At 45.2% G+C, this 20,944-nt stretch carries 18 protein-coding genes; 7 read left to right on the plus strand and 11 right to left on the minus strand.

Going from position 1 to position 20,944, the window contains the following annotated elements:
- Positions 1-16 precede the first annotated feature (16 nt).
- The 6 genes from R7Z10_RS20765 to R7Z10_RS20790 form a co-directional block, all read right to left on the minus strand.
- On the minus strand, positions 17-745 hold the full coding sequence (locus R7Z10_RS20765; protein WP_054579109.1) for a VRR-NUC domain-containing protein: 729 nt from the start codon (positions 743-745) through the stop codon (positions 17-19).
- Between the two features lie 2 nt (positions 746-747).
- Positions 748-1,128: a hypothetical protein gene (locus R7Z10_RS20770; RefSeq protein ID WP_017634075.1), complete on the minus strand. Its 381-nt coding sequence runs from the start codon at positions 1,126-1,128 to the stop codon at positions 748-750.
- Between the two features lie 89 nt (positions 1,129-1,217).
- The gene (locus R7Z10_RS20775; protein WP_054579110.1) at positions 1,218-1,517 is read right to left on the minus strand and encodes a hypothetical protein; all 300 of its coding nucleotides are present in this window, start codon (positions 1,515-1,517) and stop codon (positions 1,218-1,220) included.
- Positions 1,518-1,520: 3 nt separating this feature from the next.
- A complete protein-coding gene (gene ssb / locus R7Z10_RS20780) occupies positions 1,521-2,012 on the minus strand; it encodes a single-stranded DNA-binding protein (protein ID WP_170894063.1) in 492 nt (163 codons plus the stop codon).
- A 3-nt stretch (positions 2,013-2,015) separates the two neighbouring features.
- Positions 2,016-2,318, minus strand: a complete 303-nt coding sequence (locus R7Z10_RS20785; RefSeq protein ID WP_213916129.1) for a helix-turn-helix domain-containing protein — start codon at positions 2,316-2,318, stop codon at positions 2,016-2,018.
- Positions 2,293-2,724, minus strand: a complete 432-nt coding sequence (locus R7Z10_RS20790; RefSeq protein ID WP_017634071.1) for a hypothetical protein — start codon at positions 2,722-2,724, stop codon at positions 2,293-2,295. Before R7Z10_RS20790 ends, R7Z10_RS20785 begins: the two co-directional genes overlap by 26 nt.
- A 126-nt stretch (positions 2,725-2,850) precedes the next feature.
- On the opposite strand from R7Z10_RS20790, the gene R7Z10_RS20795 reads away from it, so the two are divergent.
- Entirely contained in the window at positions 2,851-3,096 is a 246-nt protein-coding gene (locus R7Z10_RS20795; RefSeq protein WP_054579112.1) for a hypothetical protein, read from the plus strand.
- A gap of 1,791 nt (positions 3,097-4,887) precedes the next feature.
- Here R7Z10_RS20795 and R7Z10_RS20800 read toward each other — a convergent pair.
- Positions 4,888-5,964: a replication initiation protein gene (locus R7Z10_RS20800; protein ID WP_318105832.1), complete on the minus strand. Its 1,077-nt coding sequence runs from the start codon at positions 5,962-5,964 to the stop codon at positions 4,888-4,890.
- 89 nt (positions 5,965-6,053) lie between these two features.
- Positions 6,054-6,971, minus strand: a complete 918-nt coding sequence (locus R7Z10_RS20805; RefSeq protein ID WP_017634068.1) for a hypothetical protein — start codon at positions 6,969-6,971, stop codon at positions 6,054-6,056.
- A 546-nt stretch (positions 6,972-7,517) separates the two neighbouring features.
- Here R7Z10_RS20805 and R7Z10_RS20810 point away from each other — a divergent pair.
- A complete protein-coding gene (locus tag R7Z10_RS20810; protein ID WP_155486349.1) occupies positions 7,518-7,874 on the plus strand; it encodes a hypothetical protein in 357 nt (118 codons plus the stop codon).
- Between the two features lie 91 nt (positions 7,875-7,965).
- Here the strand turns inward: R7Z10_RS20810 and R7Z10_RS20815 are convergent, their stop codons facing one another.
- Positions 7,966-8,919 (minus strand): hypothetical protein, encoded by a 954-nt coding sequence (locus tag R7Z10_RS20815; protein ID WP_017634066.1) that lies wholly within the window; start codon positions 8,917-8,919, stop codon positions 7,966-7,968.
- A 13-nt stretch (positions 8,920-8,932) separates the two neighbouring features.
- Positions 8,933-10,606, minus strand: coding sequence for a portal protein (locus R7Z10_RS20820; protein WP_171343329.1), 1,674 nt, complete (start codon positions 10,604-10,606; stop codon positions 8,933-8,935).
- 381 nt (positions 10,607-10,987) lie between these two features.
- Between R7Z10_RS20820 and R7Z10_RS20825 the strand changes: the two genes are divergently transcribed.
- The 5 genes from R7Z10_RS20825 (at position 10,988) to R7Z10_RS20845 (ending at position 20,557) form a co-directional block, all read left to right on the plus strand.
- Positions 10,988-17,707, plus strand: coding sequence for an SNF2-related protein (locus tag R7Z10_RS20825; RefSeq protein ID WP_213867181.1), 6,720 nt, complete (start codon positions 10,988-10,990; stop codon positions 17,705-17,707).
- A 38-nt stretch (positions 17,708-17,745) separates the two neighbouring features.
- The gene (locus R7Z10_RS20830) at positions 17,746-18,171 is read left to right on the plus strand and encodes a hypothetical protein (RefSeq protein WP_054579116.1); all 426 of its coding nucleotides are present in this window, start codon (positions 17,746-17,748) and stop codon (positions 18,169-18,171) included.
- Positions 18,172-18,626: 455 nt separating this feature from the next.
- Complete coding sequence (locus R7Z10_RS20835; protein ID WP_017634062.1) at positions 18,627-18,866, plus strand: hypothetical protein; 240 nt, start codon at positions 18,627-18,629, stop codon at positions 18,864-18,866.
- Positions 18,867-18,869: 3 nt separating this feature from the next.
- The gene (locus tag R7Z10_RS20840; protein ID WP_054579117.1) at positions 18,870-19,643 is read left to right on the plus strand and encodes a ParA family protein; all 774 of its coding nucleotides are present in this window, start codon (positions 18,870-18,872) and stop codon (positions 19,641-19,643) included.
- Positions 19,640-20,557, plus strand: coding sequence for a ParB/RepB/Spo0J family partition protein (locus tag R7Z10_RS20845; RefSeq protein WP_054579118.1), 918 nt, complete (start codon positions 19,640-19,642; stop codon positions 20,555-20,557). The genes R7Z10_RS20840 and R7Z10_RS20845 overlap by 4 nt, the downstream gene beginning before the upstream one ends.
- A 23-nt stretch (positions 20,558-20,580) precedes the next feature.
- On the opposite strand, the gene R7Z10_RS20850 is transcribed toward R7Z10_RS20845, so the two are convergent.
- Positions 20,581-20,913 carry a hypothetical protein gene (locus R7Z10_RS20850; RefSeq protein ID WP_079878982.1) on the minus strand — a complete coding sequence of 111 codons (333 nt, stop codon included), beginning with the start codon at positions 20,911-20,913 and terminating at the stop codon, positions 20,581-20,583.
- Between the last annotated feature and the right edge of the window lie 31 nt (positions 20,914-20,944).

Below are 20,944 nucleotides of genomic sequence, written 5' to 3' on the forward strand. Positions count from 1 at the left end.
AGCCCTTTTTATATACTTATGCGGCTAGTCTAGTTTTGTTATCAAATGTTGGCAATTGGAGATAGCTATTAATTTGACAAATGCACTCATCAAACCCCTTGGCCACAACCACGTAATATCCTAGATTTTGGAACATTTTTATCTTTTCCTGCTGTTCCTTACTTGGGCGACCTTCTTCCGTTTTCACCTCCAAAAAGAACCCGTGATACACCCCTCTCGGGATAGGAAAAAATATATCTGGCACACCTTTCTTTTGTCCCTCATAGCTCATCATCGAAGCCGCTTTAGGTGTTCGGTAGCCACCATTAGGGATTGAGAAAACCAGCGGGTAAATGTCCTTGTACTGCGTCTCTAACGTGTAGAACAAACGCACCTGTAACCAGTGTTCGGCCAGCTTCGTGTCGTTAAACTCTTTCGGGCGCTTAATCCCTTGTGCAAGGCGCGTTTTGTGTGGTGAATCCAGTTCCACTTTCTTCTGTGTCGCAGCGCGCGCAACGTCAATGTCTTTCTCAAGAATACGGATAAGCCAGGCTGGTAGCTCTGACTTGTCCACCAGCGCAGTATTTGGGACGTTTATCGATACCGGATTGATGATGTGATTAACAGAACGGTTAATCTCGTTAAGTGCTGCATCGATATTGAAGTCGCCGCCGTGGCCAGCTTTCACGCCTTTGCTTTTCCACTTCTTGCGCTTAGCAACTTGGTTTGCGAGAAAAGAGTGATCGAATCGTGGTGCTCTGGCCATAACTAGATAAGCCCTTGTACAACTAAAATCTCTTGCTCCTTACGGCGGTTGAAGTAGGCAAACACCTCGTCCTTGGTGAATTGCTTAGATACCACCTTGCGGCGGCCTCCTTGAGAGAAAACACGCTTAGCAATGTCCTCAGATAGCGTCCAACAAAGTGCAGTTTCGATTTCGGATTCGTCATTGATAGCGCGGTAGGCAGTGATCACCTTGGGTAGCTTGGCGAACGCCTTGCGCTCTGACGACTTCATAACCTTGTGCTTGTTGCGTCTCGGGCACGTAAACAGGGACGACCACACACCTTGATGTTGGTGCGAGCCTTGCGCTTTCCATAACGTTCCAAGCACGTCCCAATAGGTTGAGTCATCTTGGATAGCTGGCACACCAAGGAAGCTCTACAGTAAAAACATCGCTCATCGGGCAATTTCTCTACTACTCAAAAATTGGGATAAGGGAATAGGGTTAAAGTGTTTTATTCTTGGTTAGCAAAGCGCTCTAGGCGTTCTTCTAAGTCATCCAGCCAAACCAGTATTTCGCTACCTTTGTGAACGTAGTCGAGGTAGCTGTCTTGGATTAGTTCGGCCACATGACCCGAACACCCGTTTACTTCTGCCGCGATTGCACGGTTACTGAAATAAAAAGCACTTGGTGTGTCCGTAAAATCCGTTTCGCCTGTCGCCTCGCGCATTTCCATAAGCGCTTTAGTGGTCATTCGACGCAATGCAATCAGTAAGTCGTCTTGAGTTGCTAACGCTAAATTTTGCTTACTCACCGTTCAAGCCGCCACGTAACTCAGCATCTTGTAATGACGAAACTCGTTCTGGAACGGTATTTCATCGTCAAAATCCATTGGTGGCTCGCCGTATTGCTGTTGAGATTGATCCCAACCGCCTTGTTGTTGCTGGCCACCAGCTCGGCTATTGCCAAGCATTTGCATCACGCCATTAAAGCCTTGAACTACTACCTCTGTGCTGTAACGGTCTTGGCCTTGCTTGTCTTTCCATTTGCGAGTCTGCAATTGACCCTCGATGTAAACTTGTGACCCTTTGCGTAGGAACTCCCCCGCTACTTCGGCCAACTTGCCGAACAACACCACTCGATGCCACTCGTTTTTTTCTCGGTTCTCCCCTGTCGCTTTATCGCGCCAAGTTTCGGATGTAGCGATCGTGATATTCGCTACTGCGCCGCCATTTGGCAGGTATCGGATTTCGGGATCTGACCCCAAGTTACCAACCAGAATGACCTTGTTAATGCCTCTTGAAGCCATTCGTTATTCTCCGGTATCTCTCTTTACCGCTTCGTCTCTGTTAGAAATCGCATCACCAAAGAACAAATTGCCCACGTCTGTACTTGTGTAGACAGCTATCAGTTCTAGGTTTTGCACCCTTGGGTTCACTTCGCCATTCTCGATTTTTCGATAAGTGTCTGGTGATAACCCGATTAACCTGCTCATTTCGAGTATGGTTAAATCTGCATGCCGTCTCGCTCGCTTGATTCGCGCTGCACGTTGCTGTCTATACTCAAGCGATTGGATTCGAGCGGCCTGTTTAGTCTTTGCGTCTCGCATTTTCATAGAAGCTCTCCACTTCACTTGCTAGTCGTTCTTCCTCGGTTGTAGTCCCCTTAATCAATGCAACGCGATATTCATATAACCGATTCTTTGACCAATCGAGGCAGAGCTTTTGCCACTTGATAACGGCAACCGGATCGGAAAGGTCGTAACCAGTCCCAAAACAGCTACAGCACTCCCACTTGCTAAATAACGACTTGGTGTAACCTGTGCCATTGCAAGTCGGGCAGCGATCCGGTTTGTCGTCCAATGTCACATCGGCATCTTGTAACCGGTTCGCCAGAGCTTCGCGTTCGTCCGTAGGCTCTATGCCCTCGAATGTATCCAGGATTGATGGTGAGCTTTTGTCTCGCTCTCTTTGCCGTTGTTCCAGTTGAGATCGCTTAATTTCAGAAATTATTTCACCCATCAATAATTCCGAACAAGTAAATTTTTAATTCAGTATAAACCGGATTAAGAAACAATTCAAAAATCACCAATACAAAAACCGAAATGATGTATTTTTATATCAGAAACAGGAAAACGGAATAATATAATGAATCAGAAAGTATCAGAGAACAGCAGCAAAAAAGTTCACAACCAAATCCAAGAAGACGTTAAGGAGTACATGACCAACACCTCTAACAGCGTCTTAGGCTTCGCTTTGGCCAATGCAATTAAGAGCGGTCAGAACAACCTAAATGAATTGTGTAAAATGTGGAAAATCCCAGTAGACAAGCTACTTAGCAAGTTAAACACTTCTCTTTTCAAAGTGGATGATGATGAAGTCCACCTCGCATAGACGGATACGTTTAGCTATCGGGATAAGAGTAATGGAAAGCTTCGGGGAAACTAGAAGCTTTTTTTATCCAATATCTAATCCGAATACTCCAAAATTTAATGTATATATAAAGTTACAAATCATAGATAAATAATTTCCCATTCGGAATGACAGAAAACACAAAATAGCAACAAAAATAAACAATACCAACCAAACAAAACAATAATACTGTCGCGTTACAAATATAGATGAAGGATTGAAAAAGCATCAATCGCGAAAGCTAGTTTGAATTGGTTCATCAAGAAACCTCGTCCGTTAGGTTCCGTAATCATTAAATAACGGTATAGTAAAAAACAGATGCCTTACGTGACCATGACTCCAGATCGTTTAGCATCTTATCGACGTCAAATAGTTGAGTTTAATACTGCCAACACTTAGGCTAATTAGAAATTAGTGGGCAAAAACTAGCCAAAATGATAGGAAGCTTAACCACTTAAGTTGTACGGGGAAGCATTTTTGTTTTTAACAGGATAAGATGAGTTAACAGCAATATATTGAATGCGCTAACCCATCTGCTGGAAGCGGCAACTTTCTTTTGAGGTTAGCATCAAGCAGAAAGGGAAAATGAACATGAATTATTGGATAAAAATCTTGCTCATATCCCGATTCATGTAGAGAAATGAATATTTTTCAAAGCGTTTCTTTATGAAAGGGGAATTATCTGATCACAATGGGACATAAGGACTTGGGAGTTTTCATACGCCTTAACCTGAAAGAGATAACCAACTCGTTTGGGCGTTTGCAAAATTAGCAAAAAGTCTGGAATACTCGGCACTGCAAGACTTGGAACAAAACGTTCCCTAATAACCTTGATTGTGTGAAGAATATAAAAAAAGGCTGGATTCGAAGAACCCAACCTTTAATTAATTAGGAGGTAATTATGTAATCACCAACCAAGCTCGAAGCAGCTAGAAAGCTTCACTTCGTGTATGCGGGTAAACGATGGCGGCCACCATCAAAAACCCTTGTGCGTTGTCTTTCACCATGAGCCTTATCAGGGGAACAAATGGTAAATTTAATTGAACTGATTATAGCGATAATCAATCTCGTCGCCGTTATAGTGCAAGCACTATTCGGTTAACCAACGCTGCTGCTCTAGAAGTACATTGTTGCTTCTAGAGCACACTTACAACTATCCAATAATTAATATTTCCTGTCAATTCGTGTTTTTGTCAAGAACTCACACAAATGCGGCCGCTATTCGTTGTAGCATGCCGTTGTCTATAGCTAGGATCATTAACTCATCTAAACAACAAAAACTTGTTGTGTATGTGGGAAACTGTGTAAATCTTTGATTTTCCAGTTATCCACATACGCTATAAAGATCTATATTTAACTATATCAATCTATGGAAACTATAGAACTATAAGATCTATAGGAATCGTAACGTATTGATTTTAATGCGGTTTAACTCGCTTAAAGATCTTTTTTTAGGTCTTTAAGTAACAAGATCTAGGTTTAATTGATCATTTATTAGGTGTTTGTGATCTTCTTATAGGCTTTAGTGCTACATAATCTAGGTGAAAGTGATCATATATCAGGTGATTGGATAACAGGTTTTAGGTGTTTCTGTTCTTAAATGACATATTTTAGGTGTGTGAGATGGTTGTATAGGAGTCTTGTCCGGTTTTTTCTACTTTCGAGTCAATGATCACGTCGAATTCCCTCCCATATACCTAAAATGTGTCACATAGCTCATTTCAACCTAGAAAATGTCATCTATCGAGCCCATGACCTAAAACTTGTTAGCTATCAGTAATCGTGTGTATCGGTTAGTTCTGAAAGGGTATCTATCTTTTCCATTAACGACTCTAATTCATGCATTCCATCATCATGATTTTGTTGCTCTTTTTCTGAGTGTCGCTTTGACAAGCTAGCTTCAACTTTAAGAGCGTGGTCTTCTTTACCCACATAGCGGTACGCGATGGCAAGTGATTCTAGTTCAGACTCGGTGAGTCTGACTTGGTTTTGAAGCCTTTTCAATTCAAGTTGTCGAATTGTCTTAAGAGCATCGTGTTGATTTAGTTCATCAATTGAACCTAGTTTAACCCACCGGAAGAGAAACTTGATTCCAGTAATGGTTCTACCTTTCTTTACAACCTCAAAACCCTTATCACCTTGGCTGCTTTCTAAAAATAGAAGCTCTTTGCTAATCTGAGGGTGTTCAGAAAGTTCTTTAATGCTTTCCCTGATACAACGTTTCATAAATACGCTGTTGTTTTTGAAGGAACTTTTATCTTTTTTCAGCTTCCCTGATTCGTCCAAAAGCCCAAATATTCCTTTCAGTTCACTAAGCTTTTGCGCATGCATTTCAAAGCCCTTGTCTTTGAAGCGACTAAGCAGTTCGTACAAGCGCTTAGAATACTCCTTCTTTACCTCAAAGAAATTGCGAGTATTAATCAGAGCAAATCCTTGATTATATTCAATATACTCTGATTTGAGCATATCGTTAGGAACCATCGTAAGTATGCCGTGTTTATAAGCTATATGTTTAAAAAGAGGTCTATAGTCGAATTCAATATCACCTTTCGGGGTTTCCACCTTTATCCCGATTTTTCGACTAGCTAGGCGGTTCGCTACTGGACTTAAGTTGCTACCGATATGTTTAGACTCAACACCTAACCACTCTGATAATTGATGTGAAGTAAACTCATAGTGTGGTGTTTTCTGCTCCCAATCACTTGGTTTCATATGTGCAATCATCAACGCAAACATATCTGCTTCCCTAGCGGATAGATCTTGACGACTAAAGACCAGTTGATGGCCTTTTTTGATATGTTTCGGGAGGTTATCGCTTACCGCAGGGTAGAAATATTCTTCATCACTCATGCAAATGCACATCCATAAATAACAAGATTTAGGTAATTATGACACATTTTAGGTCACGCATGTATAGAAATACTCACATCAAGCAGTGATTACAGATACCTGACTTGTACTCGCCCGACTGCGTCACGATAGTATTCAACTAAGCCTTGAGACTCTTTCTCGGAAATGGTGTTCATGTACTCTGCTAACATGGTGGCTGTATCACGAACCTTGTTCACGCTAGCTTTCACGGCGCTTGCAGCCTTGTTGTGCCAGCTAGCAATCACAAACTTAAGGTATGACACGAACTTAGGCGCTAAAGGCTGTTGGTGCTTGTTGTACAGCTTGATAACACGACGAGCTCCACTAGCTGATAGGCGGCCTTGCTTAGCTGCTAGTTGAAGTTGTTTTACTTCGTCAGCGTCACGTTTGAAGATCTTCAAAAACCAAGAATCAGACGGGATACCGTTATTAATTTTATTTTTACTCTCTGTAGAGAGATCTTTTGTATTTATAGTGCCATTTTTGTTTTTGTCTGATTGCTCGCAAGCCTTGTCAGCACTGGCCTCAAGAGTTTTTTCCACAGAAGCCCCCCCTGAGTGCCGTTTCTGTCTATTAAAACGCTTTTGTGCAGCTTGTAGCGCGTATTTGTATGCGCCAGCGAACATTTCTTGGATGGCGTCTACGCATAGAGTGATGTGACGTAGATTCTGACCTGTTGCATTGTTTGGCTTCTGTTCTCGGACAATTAAGTTCAAGTCTTCTGCTGTTTTCAGTTGTTTTTTGAGAGTGTCAAAAGTGGTTGGACGACAACCATAGCGATCGCAGTTCTCGTTGTAGACCTGTACCAATCGAGTAGTTGATGCAAAGCAGGTATGGCCATGCTTAAGAATATGGCTTGAGATAGTTTCTAGTAGGCAAGCAAGTTTACGTTGTGCCGACGGTTTATTGGCTTTGATATTGGAGGCTTGGGTTCTGAATCCTGACTTCCAGTAGCAAGGATGCAGTAAAAGCGGTGTGTTTTGCATAAAATTTGCTCAAAAAAAAGGCGTAAAAATTTGCCACCGATCTCTTTGAACGTTATACTTACACCTGCTTTAGTGTGGTGTAATTTGTGTTAACATTCGCTGAGATTGATGCTCAATCTAAACTGTTAAACTAATTACTAACCATTTGAGGCATTAGTCGCCAACTAAATGTCTCGCCTGATTAGGCTTCGGTCTAATTCATTACGGCATAATGACTTTCCTTAAGTTCGTTTGTCGTGACGCTTTAAGTTAGCCGCTTAAAGCTCGATTTCAGTAAGAAAGCCCGCTCGCCAAAGCGGGCTTTTTTATTTTCTGTTGCCCGAAATCGAATCACTTTCTCTCTATCACGGTATCGCCATGATCTAATTACAGAAAAACTCCCCTATTATTGATCGTAAATGGTTGATCAAACAAGTCTCTGTATCAAAGCGATTCCGAACAAGGTGCGTTACCATCTGGCGCTAGAGTTTACCAAAAATTTTATCTATTTAAACTCCTTTTGGACGTGTTAATATTCCGAACACATCGAATTTTGTGGATAACTCTGTGATGAAATTTACTCCTCCACCAAGTGCTGAACAGCAATTAGAAACTCAAGTTAACCAATTAAAACAACAATTTAAGCGCCGACAGTTCCCGAAAAAGAACGCCCCAGCGCTACCGTTGGATTTGTTAGTAACAATCTCAGGTTGCACCTTTGGTTTGCATAGCCAAAAAGACGGTAGACTCGTTCTAAAGGCCGATAAGGCGATTAACTTTGATAAGGGTGTCAATGTGTTGCGCTCAGTGTCGTATATTACTGGCGCGCGAGATAGCGTATCTATCGCTGGTTGGGACTGGCGACCAACGCACTTCAAGAAAGATAAACTCTATTTTCGTCCTGTCGCGCCTAGTGATTTATAAAATTCCGAATTGGCCACCAGTATTTTCGATTTTATTGAGTGTTTTTTGTACTTAATTACTAATCGCTGGTGGCGCTTTTTAATTGATCAACTTATTGGAATTTTCGTGCCGAAGATCCGAAGTTGACGAACTGCTGTTTAATTTGAGGCGCAACACTCACTTTTTGCTCTACTGGAACGTAGCTATTTGTCGGTAAAGTCGCCATTTTTCGGGAACCTAGCGACTCAAACATAGCTCGCACCACTTGATGATCTTCCTTGCTGGCCATGTTGGCGATCGCTTTGCGCTGCGCATCGGTCACATAGATAGGTAAAGAGTCCACAACATCAAGCAGCATCGAGGTTGCCTTAGCGTTTTGCTCTACCTTTTCACGCAACTCTGCGTTCACGCTTTCTAGGTACATAAGCTGGTTAGTAAGATCACCGACAAGCTCAACATTAGTCTGTTGAGTCATGTTCGCGTAGATATTACGCGCGGATTCCTCATCAAAACCTTGTTCCTGTAGCGATTCGAGGATCATTTGCTCGCTGTTCGCACTTTCCATCATCATGGCCGGATGGTCTAGGCTGATATAGTTCGGCTGCAATACGTAGTCCATACCGTGATATGAAGTCGTGATCGATGCCTCGCGTGTATCTTGGCCACCAGTCGCCCAGCTCCAACCACCAGCACGGCTATTGTGCAAACCTAAAGCAATACGGCCTGTGTCGGTATCTAAAAACTCTTGAGTGTGTTCAACAATACCGTCATCTGAACAGGTGATAGAGATTGTGCGGTTAGATGGCACGTTTTCTACCACAACCGGACGACCATTAATCATGATCACCTCAGTCTCACCGATTGAGAGCTTATTCGCTCGCTGGCGGGATTGATGGCCATAGTAACCATACGCTTCACCGAGTCGTAATAGCTCTTGAGTTCGTGGGCTGTTGAGCATCGCTTGAACGGCTTTGATGATGTAATTGCGCTTGTTGGCGCTAAGCTTGCGACCGTCATTGAATAGGCTGAAACGGTCGGATACTTGTTTAAGTGCTTTTGCTGTCACTTTCTTTTCTCCATTAATGGCTTTGGATTTCGGTTAGTAGGTCGAGAACTACGTCTCTAACGAATCGTTCCGCTTCGCTTTGGTCAGTCATGCCAATGGATTCCATCATTTTGTCGTTTTTAGAGACTTGAGCGGCCAGCTCGGAAATGACTTCCTTGGCCAGCTCGGAATCGAGGCCAATAACAGACGTGTAAAGGTGATTTTTGAGTTTTTCGGATTTGCCGATTGGGGATTGCTCGATAAGGTCAAGCACGGTGGCCAGCATGGTTGCGTAGTTCGCTTGAGATTCCATTGCATCGGCTTTCTCTTGCTCAATAGCGGTATTGAGAGAGTTAAAGCGGATCTCGAATGGCATATCGTTATCGTTCCACACCTTGCCGTCTCGGTAGATGGTGTGAATATCGATAGCGCGCTTAACGAACGCCACCACGGCTGCGCGGATTTGGTTGGCGCGTAGTGCAGATTGAATCGATGTGCGGAAGAAGCCGCCCTCGCCTAGTCCACCAGAAAGAAGATCACCAAACCCAAGCATGGATGGGTCTACGCCAAGCGTTCCGGCTAAGCGTTTAAGGTGAAACATAATGTCTTCGATGTGGGAGATATTCGGGTCAGTGGTAAAGGTATCGATCTGCAAGCCACCTTTAGCGCCGCCCATAAAGGGCAATAGCGTGTTGATGACGGTTGGAATGAAACCTAGCTTGCGGGAACGGTCTACCACCTCTTGACGGTCTTGCTTCATCTGGTCAGCGACCATGTTGATGTATTCCGCAGCTCCGGCCGCATCTAAGCCGTCAGTGTTTACCGCTACCATGCGATCGATAAGTGAAGCATTCACACGACTTGCGCCGAGCGCTGCAATGGACTGGCGAAGCATCGACCAAGCCTCAAAACAGGTAAGAAGAATGGATGTGCCGTAGTTCTGCGTCTCGATTGGCATGCGTGAATACGCATCGTCATAAAGTGAGTAGCGCTGGCCAGTGTAGTTAACTGGCGGTATATCCATATCTGGCCGCCAGATTGGCATTTTTAGTGGGATAAGCGCCCAAGGTTCGGCAAGGCGTACCTGTTCGCCGTTCGCTCGGGTTTGTAGATATTCCGCAGTAAATCCCGCTAGCTCGCCCGAACGTTCGTACTCACGAATTTGGTTTGGCAACGTGTAGTAGTTGGCCTCAAAGTGAGTAATACCCACGCCCTCTTTCGTGTATGGGCGAACATAGTTAACCCCATAAACCAGCGTTGAATACGTCCAGTTCATTAGGTTTTCGTTGATTGGAGTTAGCAGCTCTCGGTTAAGACGGCCTACGTACTCGGCGTACTTCTCATCGGTTGGATGAAGATACACAGCCATGCCATTGTCGTTTGATACCGAAAGAGCGTGACCAAGGTGCAGATTGAGCGCGGCATCAATCGTGCTGTCCTCGGCCATTTCCTTGAGTATCGGATATAGCATGAAGCGATCTTTCGGCAGCTTGTGCAGAAAAAAGCGGTCTGAGCTTTTTCGACCGTCATTGGTCAGAGCGCCGTTGCTTTCATCTAATTGGTGTTCGCGATCGTGGAATGGCGATCCCGTGTATCCAGCGCCAGATTCAAAACTTATCCCACTCTCTTTATCGTCATTCTCGTTAAAGAAAGGGAACGCTTGTTTTAAAGCTGCCGCTAGCCCAATTGATGCCTTATTTTGCGACATGTGCGACCTCGGTAATTTGAGGCGCTTTTTACAGGGATGGGGATGATCTTGGATGATAGCGCATCGCGTCAATGTGACCAATACGCTAATAAATCATTGATTTTCTATGCGTTAATTTTTTTTAGTCAAAGTTCAATTGCTTGCCTTTGAATCTTGGTTACTCACCAAAAACACTAATTTTTATTCTTGATGATAATGGCCGTGTTCGGAATAATTCTTTTGTCCCTAAAAATCTACTTCCTTAGATATTTTAGATTATTCATTAACTTAAATTGATATTGATAGTGGCGTTTTTTTGGGATGGGGAATAGGAAAGGAAAAAGTCGGGCGAAAGCTCGACTTTTTTTTTGGCTTTTATCCAAAGAATAAAAGGCACGTTCAATGAACACTGATTTAACCCGCAGTATTGAACAGGCGACAACAATCGATGAACTGGTACGCCAGTTTGAAGCCTTGCTCGCTGTCGATATTAGCGACACTCCAAAAGGCCACCAGCGCCTTAAGGCTAACCAACTAGCCAAAGATATTCTCGCCAAGTACAACGGCGACTACTCTAACGTTTCACCCGAAGATAAAGCAGCTCTGCGCGACTACACAGGTTTTGGCGGCATCGGTGGCTCCACCAACGAATACTACACGCCTAAATGGCTGGCGAGCGCGACTTGGGATGCAGTTCGTTCCTATGGCTTTACTGGCGGTAGCGTACTTGAACCAAGTTCGGGCGTGGGCGTATTTAGCGAAACCAAACCTAAAGGCACCCTGACTACATCCGTAGAAATGGATCAGACCTCAGCGGCCATCAACCAAATTCTTCACCCCGAAGACCATGTAATCCAATCGGCATTCGAAGCGGTAGCAACTAATCCTGGCATTGGCGACTTTGACCTAGTAATCGGCAACCCGCCTTATGGTGTTCGAGACGCTAGCGCGATGAAAGACAAAGCGTACAAAGACATTAAGTACGCTGATCAGTATTTCGTTTCTCGTTCTATCGATAAGGCGAAAGCTGGTGGCTTGATTGCCCTAGTGCTGCCAACTCGTATTTGTGATGCGAAAAACCTTGAGAAGTGGCGTACACAACTCGCGCTTAAAGCGGAGTTTTTGGGCGCGCACCGACTACCAACGGGCACGTTCTCTGATACGGGCGTAGTGACTGACCTTGTTATCTGGCGAAAACACAGCGACCAAGCGAAAGCACTGATTGATAGCGCCGACCGCGACACGCTGATTGAATCTAACGTACTTTGGGACACTTGGCTCAAAGGTAAGTGGTTCGAGCGCGAGGGTAAGAAATTCATCAACGGCGAACAGACTGTTGAGGGCGTAGGTAAGTTTGCGCGCAAAGTCGTGAAGCGTGGCAACCGTTCTAACGATGATATTAAAGAGTCGTTAATGCGCCGCTTTGACAGTCGCATTGATTGGATGTTACTCGATGAAGCGGTTAGCGAGCCAGTGAGCGCGAAATACTCCGATGGAGACACGATTTTCCGCAATGGCCAGCAGTACGAAATGATTGATGGCGAATGGGAGCTATCTGAAAGCAATGCGAAAACAGGCGTTATCAGTAAGGCGACCTATGGCGTAGATAACACCGATGAGATCGGTTCTATCACCTACTCTACTGAATCGATGCTTAAGCTATCGGCCAGCCAAGCGCTCAAGCTTTTCGAAGATTACGGTTACCTGTGTCATGACGACTTTAAAGCCCTAATGCGCGAGATTGCCAAGCTGCCAAAAGCAAGCCAAGAACACGCTTACAAAGGCATTCTACTTGGCATGAAAGTTCAAACGCTTGCAACGTTGGTTGCTGGTAGCCGAACGACATCCAATAGCGACTTGGCCAACATGGCAATGGGCGCGGAGGACTTCCAGACCGAACAATATCGCGTGAAGTTAAGCGGCGAAGTGTTAGAGCTGAACGCGTTAATGGGCGGTTCTAAGGTATCGAAGAAAGCGCTAAGCAACTTAAGCGAGAAGTACGTCTCTGCATGGAATTACTACCACTCATCGATCGATTCTAAGGGCAAACTGTCTGACCTACTCAAAGGCGACCTTAAGCGTGAGCTGACCGTTCAATACAGTTCGTCTCGCATTTGTGACGTGTTCCATCTATGTGACCGTGAACTAGGCATAACCACACTGACACTGAATGACGTTCGCACGTATTACACCGCAAGCGGTATCGATGCGATGAGCGATGAGCAGTTGCTTGATTACCTAGCGAACATGGATGAGGTAGCGGTAAACCCTGACGGCACGGTGACGGCATTCCATAAAGCGACGACTGGCCTAGTCGGTAAGCGCATGGATCAGCTGACCACACAATTAGTATCGACCACCAGCGATACCGTGAAAGCTAACATCATGCGCCAAATTAAAGCCATCGAATCTAAGCGAAACAAGATCTCGATTGCCGATGTGAAGATGAAGCTTACCGATAAGTGGATTCCTAAAAACATCATGCTTGAGTTCCTGCATGACCGTGGCTACACGGAATTTATCTTGGGCGACTTTACCGAGGATAAGGACGGCTTTGAGGATTTCGTACAAAGCGAATCCGGCCAATACCTTACTGGCTACCGTTGGCGTGATGGCGAATGGATTGATGGCCTAACTCGTAATGGCGTGAAAGGTAAAGCAGCGAACAGCGATGAGCGATTTGAGCGTCAAATTGAATCGTACATCAACTATGGTGCGGTTCGTGGCGGTAGTAAGAACGAAGATAAATCACTTATCCGTGAACAAATGCGCCGCCTCGATGATGAGTTTTCTACATGGATTGCATCATCTGACCATTCAGAATACTTGGAACAGGTTTACAACAATACGTTTAACGGTTGGATTAAGCCGGAGTTTGATGACTCACCACTAACGCTAAATGGCGTATCTGGTGCGATTGAGTTCCTACCTTACCAAAACTCAACGATTCGCCGTCACAGTGCAGACGGTAACGGCATTATTGCCTTTGGTACTGGCTTGGGTAAAACGCTCACTGGCCTTGGCCTCGTGCAGCACAACCTAGAAACCAAACGCGCCAACCGTGTGGCCATCGTTGTTCCTAAATCCGTGTTAGAGAACTGGTTCTATGAGTCCGACCTGTTCTTTGGTGAAAGCAATCTATCTGACAAGGTATTTATCGGCCTTGAAGTTCACAAAGACGATGACGGAAAAATCATTCGGGAACCGGTATTAGATGAAACGGGCGAACCGAAGTTAGACAAGAAAGGCGATCCTATCTTGCGCGCCAAACTGACCGTAGACACAAACGGCAAGCGCGTAGCAGAACAGCTCCACCAGCTTACACAGTCAACCGCTCGCATCGTGGTAATGACAAAAGACGTGTACAACCGCATTCCATTGAAGCCGGACACGATTTCGGCCAACGTGCTTGAAATGCGCGATGCTGGTTTGATTGCTGGTTCAAGCAAGCTAGTTAAGGAAGCGGAAAGCCACACAGATCAAGCGAAGAACGCGCGCTTTGAAGCGAAATATGCTGACGATGGTACGGCCAAAAACGAAGAACTACCGTACTTTGAGGACTTGCTATTCGATTCGGTGATGGTCGATGAGGCGCATGATTTCCGCAACTCGTACAAGGGCGGCTCATACCGAAACAATCTGGCATTCTTGCCTAGCCAAGCGCAAGCCGATCGCGCTATCGATATGCAGCTTAAGAACAACGTCATTAAGGCTCGCAATGACGGTCGAGGCGTTTACTTCCTAACAGCTACGCCAACCGTAAACAGCCCTGTTGATATGTTCAATATGCTGTCCCACATCATTCCGGCAGACACGTTTGCCAAGATGGGGATCTTTGACAGCGACGACTTTATCCGCATGTTTGGTAAGACTGGCGAAGCGCTGGTTACTAAGATTTCGGGCGAAGTTGAACAGCGTGAAGCCCTACTCGGATTCCAAAACCTAGACGCACTTCGAAACATCGTTAACCGCTACATGACGATCGAGGATGCTAAATCCGTTGGTGCCAACGTTCACATTCCTGACCTGATTAGCCAGCAAAGCGTTGTCCAAATGAATAGCGAACAGGAAGCGCTATATGAGGAACTACGCCAGCGCGCTGACGCAATCAGTAATCCAGACAAAGACGAAAACCAAGAGATTGTCGAGCAATACCCTAACGACACGGTTTTCGGCCTAATCCGTAAAATGGACAAGGTAAGTACAGACCTTGATTTGTACTATGAGCGTGTTACCTACCGATTCGCCAAGGACAACAAAAAAGAGGTTGAGGCGGCAGTAGCTAAGCTACCAAATACCGTCACGGTCGCTTTTGAGGATGTGGCACCAGACGGCACGGTTAAGCTAAGCAAAATCCAAGTTAAGGTTGATAAGAGCGTTAAGGTCGAGGGCGATCACTGCGTGGTTCAGCTCCACCAGCAACTTGATGACCGATTCACAAACATTTGTGACAAGGCCAAGTTGAAATTTACGCACCCTGTCTCCCCTAAGTACGCCAAGTTCCTTGAGAACGCGCGCGAGATTTATCTGGCTGGCGGTAAGCAGCTTGTCTTCACCGAAGAAAAAACACAGCACAAGAAAGTCGCGCGAATCATTGCGGATTTTGTTGGTTGTAAGCTGTCTGAAATCGGTATTTTGAACAGCGATACCGTTGCGGGTAAGAAAGGCTCTAAAGCGACTGAGGACGATGAGGAAGCGGGTTTGGAAGCAATGGCCAATGCTTACAACACCTCGAAATACAAATTCATGATCCTCAATAAAAAAGGCGAAGTCGGCATCAACTTGCATCATGGCACAACCGATATTCACCACTTAACGCTACCTTGGACTCCAATGAGTATCACACAGCGTAATGGCCGTGGCGCGCGTGTTGGCTCTAAACAAAACAGCGTGAACGTTCACTACTACACGTCGAAAGGCTCATTCGATGATTTCCGCTTGGCCACAATCCAACGCAAAGCCACTTGGATTGAGACAATGTTCAAAGGTGATGAAAAGTACATTGCGAACGCCGATGCAGACGCAGCCGACGAAACTGCAATCATGCTGGCAGCAAATCCAGAAGAAGCGAAAGCCCGTATCGAAGCGGCTAAGCGTCAAGCTGAGCGCAAGCGCAAATTAGAGGAACGCCGACTAGCAAGTATTAACGTCAGCAAGTACATCAAAGCCACCCAAATGCTTGCTTTGGATGTGAGTGCGGTTGAGGGCGAGCTGGCCGAACTACGCGAGAAGTTAGAGCCACTACGCAAAGAGGTGGAAGAAGATCGCCTACGTGCAGAGGGCGAGAAGCGCGGAAGTTGGCAGCACAAAAACTACCAACGCACCAAAGGCAGACTGTTTGCGCTAGAAAGCCAAATCAAAACCTATGAGGCAGCGATCAAAAACCGCGACAAAGCGAGCGATACCATCAAGAAATTGAAACCAGCAATGGAGCTGGCCATCAATGACGGTGTGTTAAAGGATTACCCTGACTTCCTAACTCATCCAGAGTTGTACATTGTTCGCAACGGTGTGATTGTGCGTAATGGCTACACCTACAAAGCCGAAGTTAAGAGCCGTTCTTGGAGCGCCGAGTACGATTCAAAAGCAACAATCATGATCACCAACTTCGACCGTAAATCTGGCACGGTGGACGGCTTTATTACTGAAATGGACGGCGAACCAGCGTCACGCAACTATGTCGATCTACCTGTTGAGCGCATTATTGAAATTGCGCCAGTGAATCAGGATAGAGCTGCGCTAGAAGCAAAAGCGCTCCAAGGTGTACCACTAAGTGAAGTCGCTCATACGTTTGACCGTGAGACGTTCTTTGAACTGGTCGCAGAAAAGAAAATGAAAGCCTACGGTAACAGCCGCCGTTGTTTGGTGCGCAATGCTGACGGCTCATTCTCTACGCCGTGGGGGTTGGATGTTGAACCAGACCAAACGCTGATTTATCCAGATGCGAGCGATAAAGCGATCGTGAAAGCCCTACTCGACCAAGTAACCAAGCAATTGGAAGATAAAGGTCGCGTGATGTTGGAACACGACATTCTAAGTTTCTTTATCGGTAGCGATTGGGACAAACAGGCGATGGAAAACGGCAACCAAGTGAGCGAACAGGAAGTTGTTGAACTGGTGACACTTGAGATCAAAGCATTCGAGGAAAAATACCCTGAGCTTTATCAAGAAGCGCTACTGAAAGCAGAGACGACTTACAAAACGTCTATCACTTTCCTTAAAGAGCTAGATAACCATCTAAGCAATTTGAAATGGACAGGTTACACCAACGCACACGAAGCGCGCCGCCTATCGGCTCGTGAGTTCACTCGTTACACCGATATTCTGACCGAACGCTCTAGCGAATACCGCACAGAGCTGGAAGATAAGCTATTCGCTGACTTCACTAAGCTGGTGGCTAACGACCCTGACCGTGCGAAACGTCTATCACAGATCGCGTACTGGATGACGCAATACAAACCAACGACCGATACTCACCTACTGAAAAAGGTCGATGCGATTTACGGCGAAAACTCACAAGAAACCATGCTTAAGGTATGTGCTGACCTACACGCTATTGGCGAACGTGAGTTCCTATCCGGTGATGGCCTAATCTTCTCGGATGACTGGTCATTGAATCGCATGAAAGGTGCGTATGGTTCGCTATTCACTTATCGCAGCGCACAGCGTGAGGAATTTATCGAGAAGTACCTAAATGCGGATAAGCCGGAAAAGGCCGAGGTTAAAGTGACCGAAACGCAGAAAGTGAAAATCGATAATATCTCTGCCATTAACGTAGAGAGCATCGAGAAGTTTAGCGAACTAATGTCAGGCATTGGCATCGACGTTAAAATGGTGACTTCACCAATTAGCTGGAAGCCTAAGCGCGGTCGCAACCGAAAAGAGATTGTTGTAGAGCCATACGAGCGCATTGGTTTGATGGACAACAATGGCCTTAAAGGTTCGCTTAAAGTGATGTTCGCTGGTGACAAGGAAGCTAAGGCCGAGTACGGCGCTGACTTCGCATCAAACGCAAGCAGTGAATTTAATGGCGGCTGGTGGTTTATCTCTGCGAAAGCGGATTTGGAATTGCTAGCGAAATCGCTATTAACCATTCATAACACAATGGCCGAAGCTGCCTAACTCAAATTTTCGCATGCGAAAACTTTTTGGAGACAACAATGATTACTCAAGTGAAATTGCCTACCGTTGAAGATCTACAGCCCTTACTCGATGAGGCGCTAGAAACAGCGCAAAGCAAAGAAGCATTTATCCAAGCTCAAGTAGATGGCATTTACAAAACACTTAAAGCCAATCCGCTCATGTACCGTCACTATGGCGCTTATTGGTGGGCGGTTAAATCGCTCATGGCCAAGCATGGTTATGACCTTGGCAGCGATTCAGAAGTGATCACAGAGCAACACTTCAATTTCGAAGACCCTGCGATTTTGTTGTGTGCTGCGTGGGCGTACCAGCAAGAGCAAGTTGATAAAGGCTACTGGCAAGCAAACCTACATACCTACTACGTCGATGATGAAGAATTTGAATATTCTATCGAGGACGTAAATCTCGAAGCGTGGAGTGTTAACAGCAAATCGATGCGTTAAGTTTTCGCATGCGAAAACTTTTGAGATAGAAAAAATAAACCCCGCCACTGAACAAATGGCGGGGATTGCACGTTGAACAGATAAGCTTTGATGCAATCAATCCTACCCCTAATAGTTTTGTTGCCGCCTATCTGTAATTTAATTTATATGAAATAATTTTCACATTCAACAGGTTTTTCAATATTTTTTATTAAAAACAATGAATTATGCAACTAGGTGCTTTTTCCTTCTTATGCCTGTTGACGCTGCTCTTTGTAACCTAGTTAAGTAATAGAATTGTCAAAAAGTTTTCGCATGCGAAAACACATGGAATCAATCTCACAATTTATTTAATGTTCTCGCATGCGAAAACTTGTGCAATCGGTTCTGTTTGTTACTTTTTTTTCTTGTGCTGTTGCTACTGGCAACGTATAGTGTGTGCCTGTTGCCAGTGACAACAATCGAGAGGCATTGATATGGCATCCAAGGAACGATGCGAAAGATTAAATCAATTAGTCCAAAAGGCAGGAAGTACCAGAAAAGCCAAGCAGCTCATTGATGGCGTTAAGGGTGTAAGCCCTTGCCACACTGCTATTTACAAAGCAATGCACGGCGGCGGTACAACTGATTACGTAGTTCAGTGCTATATCGAGGATCTTGAGGTAGCACTGAGCAAACCAAAACAGCAAACAAATTCCACCAGCAAAGGAAATTAATTAATGAGCATTATCATGGCGATTGCCAACCAAAAAGGCGGCGTTGGTAAAACAACTTGTACTTACAACTTTGGCATTAGCATCGCTAGCCAAGGCAACAAATGTCTATTCCTGGACTTTGACCCACAAAACAACTTAGGCGGTTCAATCGCACCGGAAATGGTCGAGAATCCAGAGTACACATCTGCGAGCTGCCTACACAACGCTTACAACCTTTTCGAAAATCCAGTAAAGGCTAAACCTTTCGAAGTCAGCGAAAACGTACACGTTATTGGCGGCGATAAGCGCATGGGCAACATTACTCAATCACAAATCTTAAACGTGGCTGAGTCTATCGACCTTATCAAAGACGACTACGACTATATCTTTATCGACTGTCCACCAGCGGCGAACGCGCTACAGCATGCAGCGCTACTTGTGGCCAGCAAGCTACTTATCATTAGCCAAGCACAAAAAATGTCGATCAAAGGCGTTAATGAGCTGGTTAAGACCTCGCGCCAAATCCGTCGAATGAACCCTGACTTGGAAGTGTTAGGCATTGTCCTAAACCTTATTGAAGCCAACATTACAAACGACCAGCGCGAACAGGAAGCGGAACTTCGTAAAGAGTACGGCAACCTAGTTTTTGAAAACAAACTGATTAAAACAACGCGCGTAAGTGAAGCTCTAAACCAAGGCAAAGCACTGATTGAAACCAACCCTAAAGCGGCTGATAAATTCGGCTTTACAGCGGTTTGTGATGAGCTTTGCAAGCGCATGGTAGAGGTGACAGCATGACCAAAAGCTTAAGAGATCGAATCAAGCTTAGCGACCTAGATAATCTCTTGGATGAATCAGCGGTAGAAATCCGCGATGCAGCGAAAGTGCTGGCTATCCCTAAAGACTCTTTGTATTCAGTTGAGCAAGTTCGTGAAGAATTTAACGATGAATCACTACTTGAGTTATGCGAAAGCCTAGAAGAAAACGGCCAAATTCAACCTGTCGTTGTTTACCCGTTCGATGGCAAGGGATACAAAATCCAAGAGGGTGAACGACGTTGGCGCGCCGCTATGTTGAGCGACAAGCTGACTCACGTTGAATGTATTGTCCGTGAAAAGGGCGATATTTTTGGCCAGCTTATTGAAAACATCCAACGTGAAGATTTAACGGCAATCGAGTTGGGTAAGGCGTTTGACCAAGCTAAGAAAAAGCACAATCTTGATAACCGTGGCTTAGCTAAGCGCCTTGGCAAATCAGACGGCTACATTTCGAAATACCTAAATGTGCTTAAAGCCCCTGACTTTGTTTTGGAAGCATTCAAAAAAGGGATTATTGGTGATGTTGAGTCCATCAACGAACTACGCAAAGCCAGCATCGATAACTCTGAGCGCGTTCGTGAAGCACTGGAAAGCGGCGAGAAGCTAACGCGCCAAGATTGTGTAAAACTGCGTACTGGCGAGCTAGATAGCGAGGTGGAAGTTACCCCTAAACCTAGCGAACTCGAGAAAGCAGAAAAGACCGATAAGACACCAGTAAGCAAAAAGCCTACAGCAAACCAAAAGCCTACCAGTATTTGTGTCATGGTTAATGGTCGTCATGGTTTGGTGTTCGCATCTGGTAAGCATAGCGACAAGCTAACGGTACTGTTTGATGATGGCGAACTTGAGCAAGTGCCAGTTGGGGAAGCTCAATTAGTCGGTTATCGCGTGTAAAGTTCTCGCATGCGAAAACTTTTTTAGAGCGGGTGGCTAATTAGCTGCCCGTTTTTCGTTAGAACGTAATACCCGCCGTCACGGTAGACACCAACCACATAGTGATCGAGTGGCACGTCTTGCCAGCCAAATAGCCCTAGTTCGTCATCGCAATAAGCGACGATATTCACCAGCTTTACCTTTTGGACATGCAGCAGATAGATATTATCTAGCGCCCCTTTAAATGGTCTGTAGATATACTCGCCATCTTTCCTTAAAGCGGGGATCTCATTCCCTGCGACTGAATGTCCATCGGCAACGCCGTCTTCGTTTATGTCGATTAGCCCGTAGTGATAACGATGCCTGATAGTAAACATCCCCTACCCCCAAATGCAAAAACGCCAGATT

The sequence above is a fragment of the Vibrio sp. Vb1018 genome (assembly GCF_033338775.1).
Classification (GTDB): Bacteria; Pseudomonadota; Gammaproteobacteria; order Enterobacterales; family Vibrionaceae; genus Vibrio; species Vibrio alginolyticus.

Coding starts and splice junctions, on each gene's coding strand:
- R7Z10_RS20785 (WP_213916129.1), bottom strand. CDS start 2,318: ATGAAAATGCGAGACGCAAAGACTAAACAGGCCGCTCGAATCCAATCG.
- R7Z10_RS20825 (WP_213867181.1), top strand. CDS start 10,988: ATGAACACTGATTTAACCCGCAGTATTGAACAGGCGACAACAATCGAT.
- R7Z10_RS20830 (WP_054579116.1), top strand. CDS start 17,746: ATGATTACTCAAGTGAAATTGCCTACCGTTGAAGATCTACAGCCCTTA.
- R7Z10_RS20805 (WP_017634068.1), bottom strand. CDS start 6,971: ATGCAAAACACACCGCTTTTACTGCATCCTTGCTACTGGAAGTCAGGA.
- R7Z10_RS20765 (WP_054579109.1), bottom strand. CDS start 745: ATGGCCAGAGCACCACGATTCGATCACTCTTTTCTCGCAAACCAAGTT.
- R7Z10_RS20790 (WP_017634071.1), bottom strand. CDS start 2,724: ATGGGTGAAATAATTTCTGAAATTAAGCGATCTCAACTGGAACAACGG.
- ssb (WP_170894063.1), bottom strand. CDS start 2,012: ATGGCTTCAAGAGGCATTAACAAGGTCATTCTGGTTGGTAACTTGGGG.
- R7Z10_RS20795 (WP_054579112.1), top strand. CDS start 2,851: ATGAATCAGAAAGTATCAGAGAACAGCAGCAAAAAAGTTCACAACCAA.
- R7Z10_RS20800 (WP_318105832.1), bottom strand. CDS start 5,964: ATGAGTGATGAAGAATATTTCTACCCTGCGGTAAGCGATAACCTCCCG.
- R7Z10_RS20820 (WP_171343329.1), bottom strand. CDS start 10,606: ATGTCGCAAAATAAGGCATCAATTGGGCTAGCGGCAGCTTTAAAACAA.
- R7Z10_RS20840 (WP_054579117.1), top strand. CDS start 18,870: ATGAGCATTATCATGGCGATTGCCAACCAAAAAGGCGGCGTTGGTAAA.
- R7Z10_RS20850 (WP_079878982.1), bottom strand. CDS start 20,913: ATGTTTACTATCAGGCATCGTTATCACTACGGGCTAATCGACATAAAC.
- R7Z10_RS20845 (WP_054579118.1), top strand. CDS start 19,640: ATGACCAAAAGCTTAAGAGATCGAATCAAGCTTAGCGACCTAGATAAT.
- R7Z10_RS20835 (WP_017634062.1), top strand. CDS start 18,627: ATGGCATCCAAGGAACGATGCGAAAGATTAAATCAATTAGTCCAAAAG.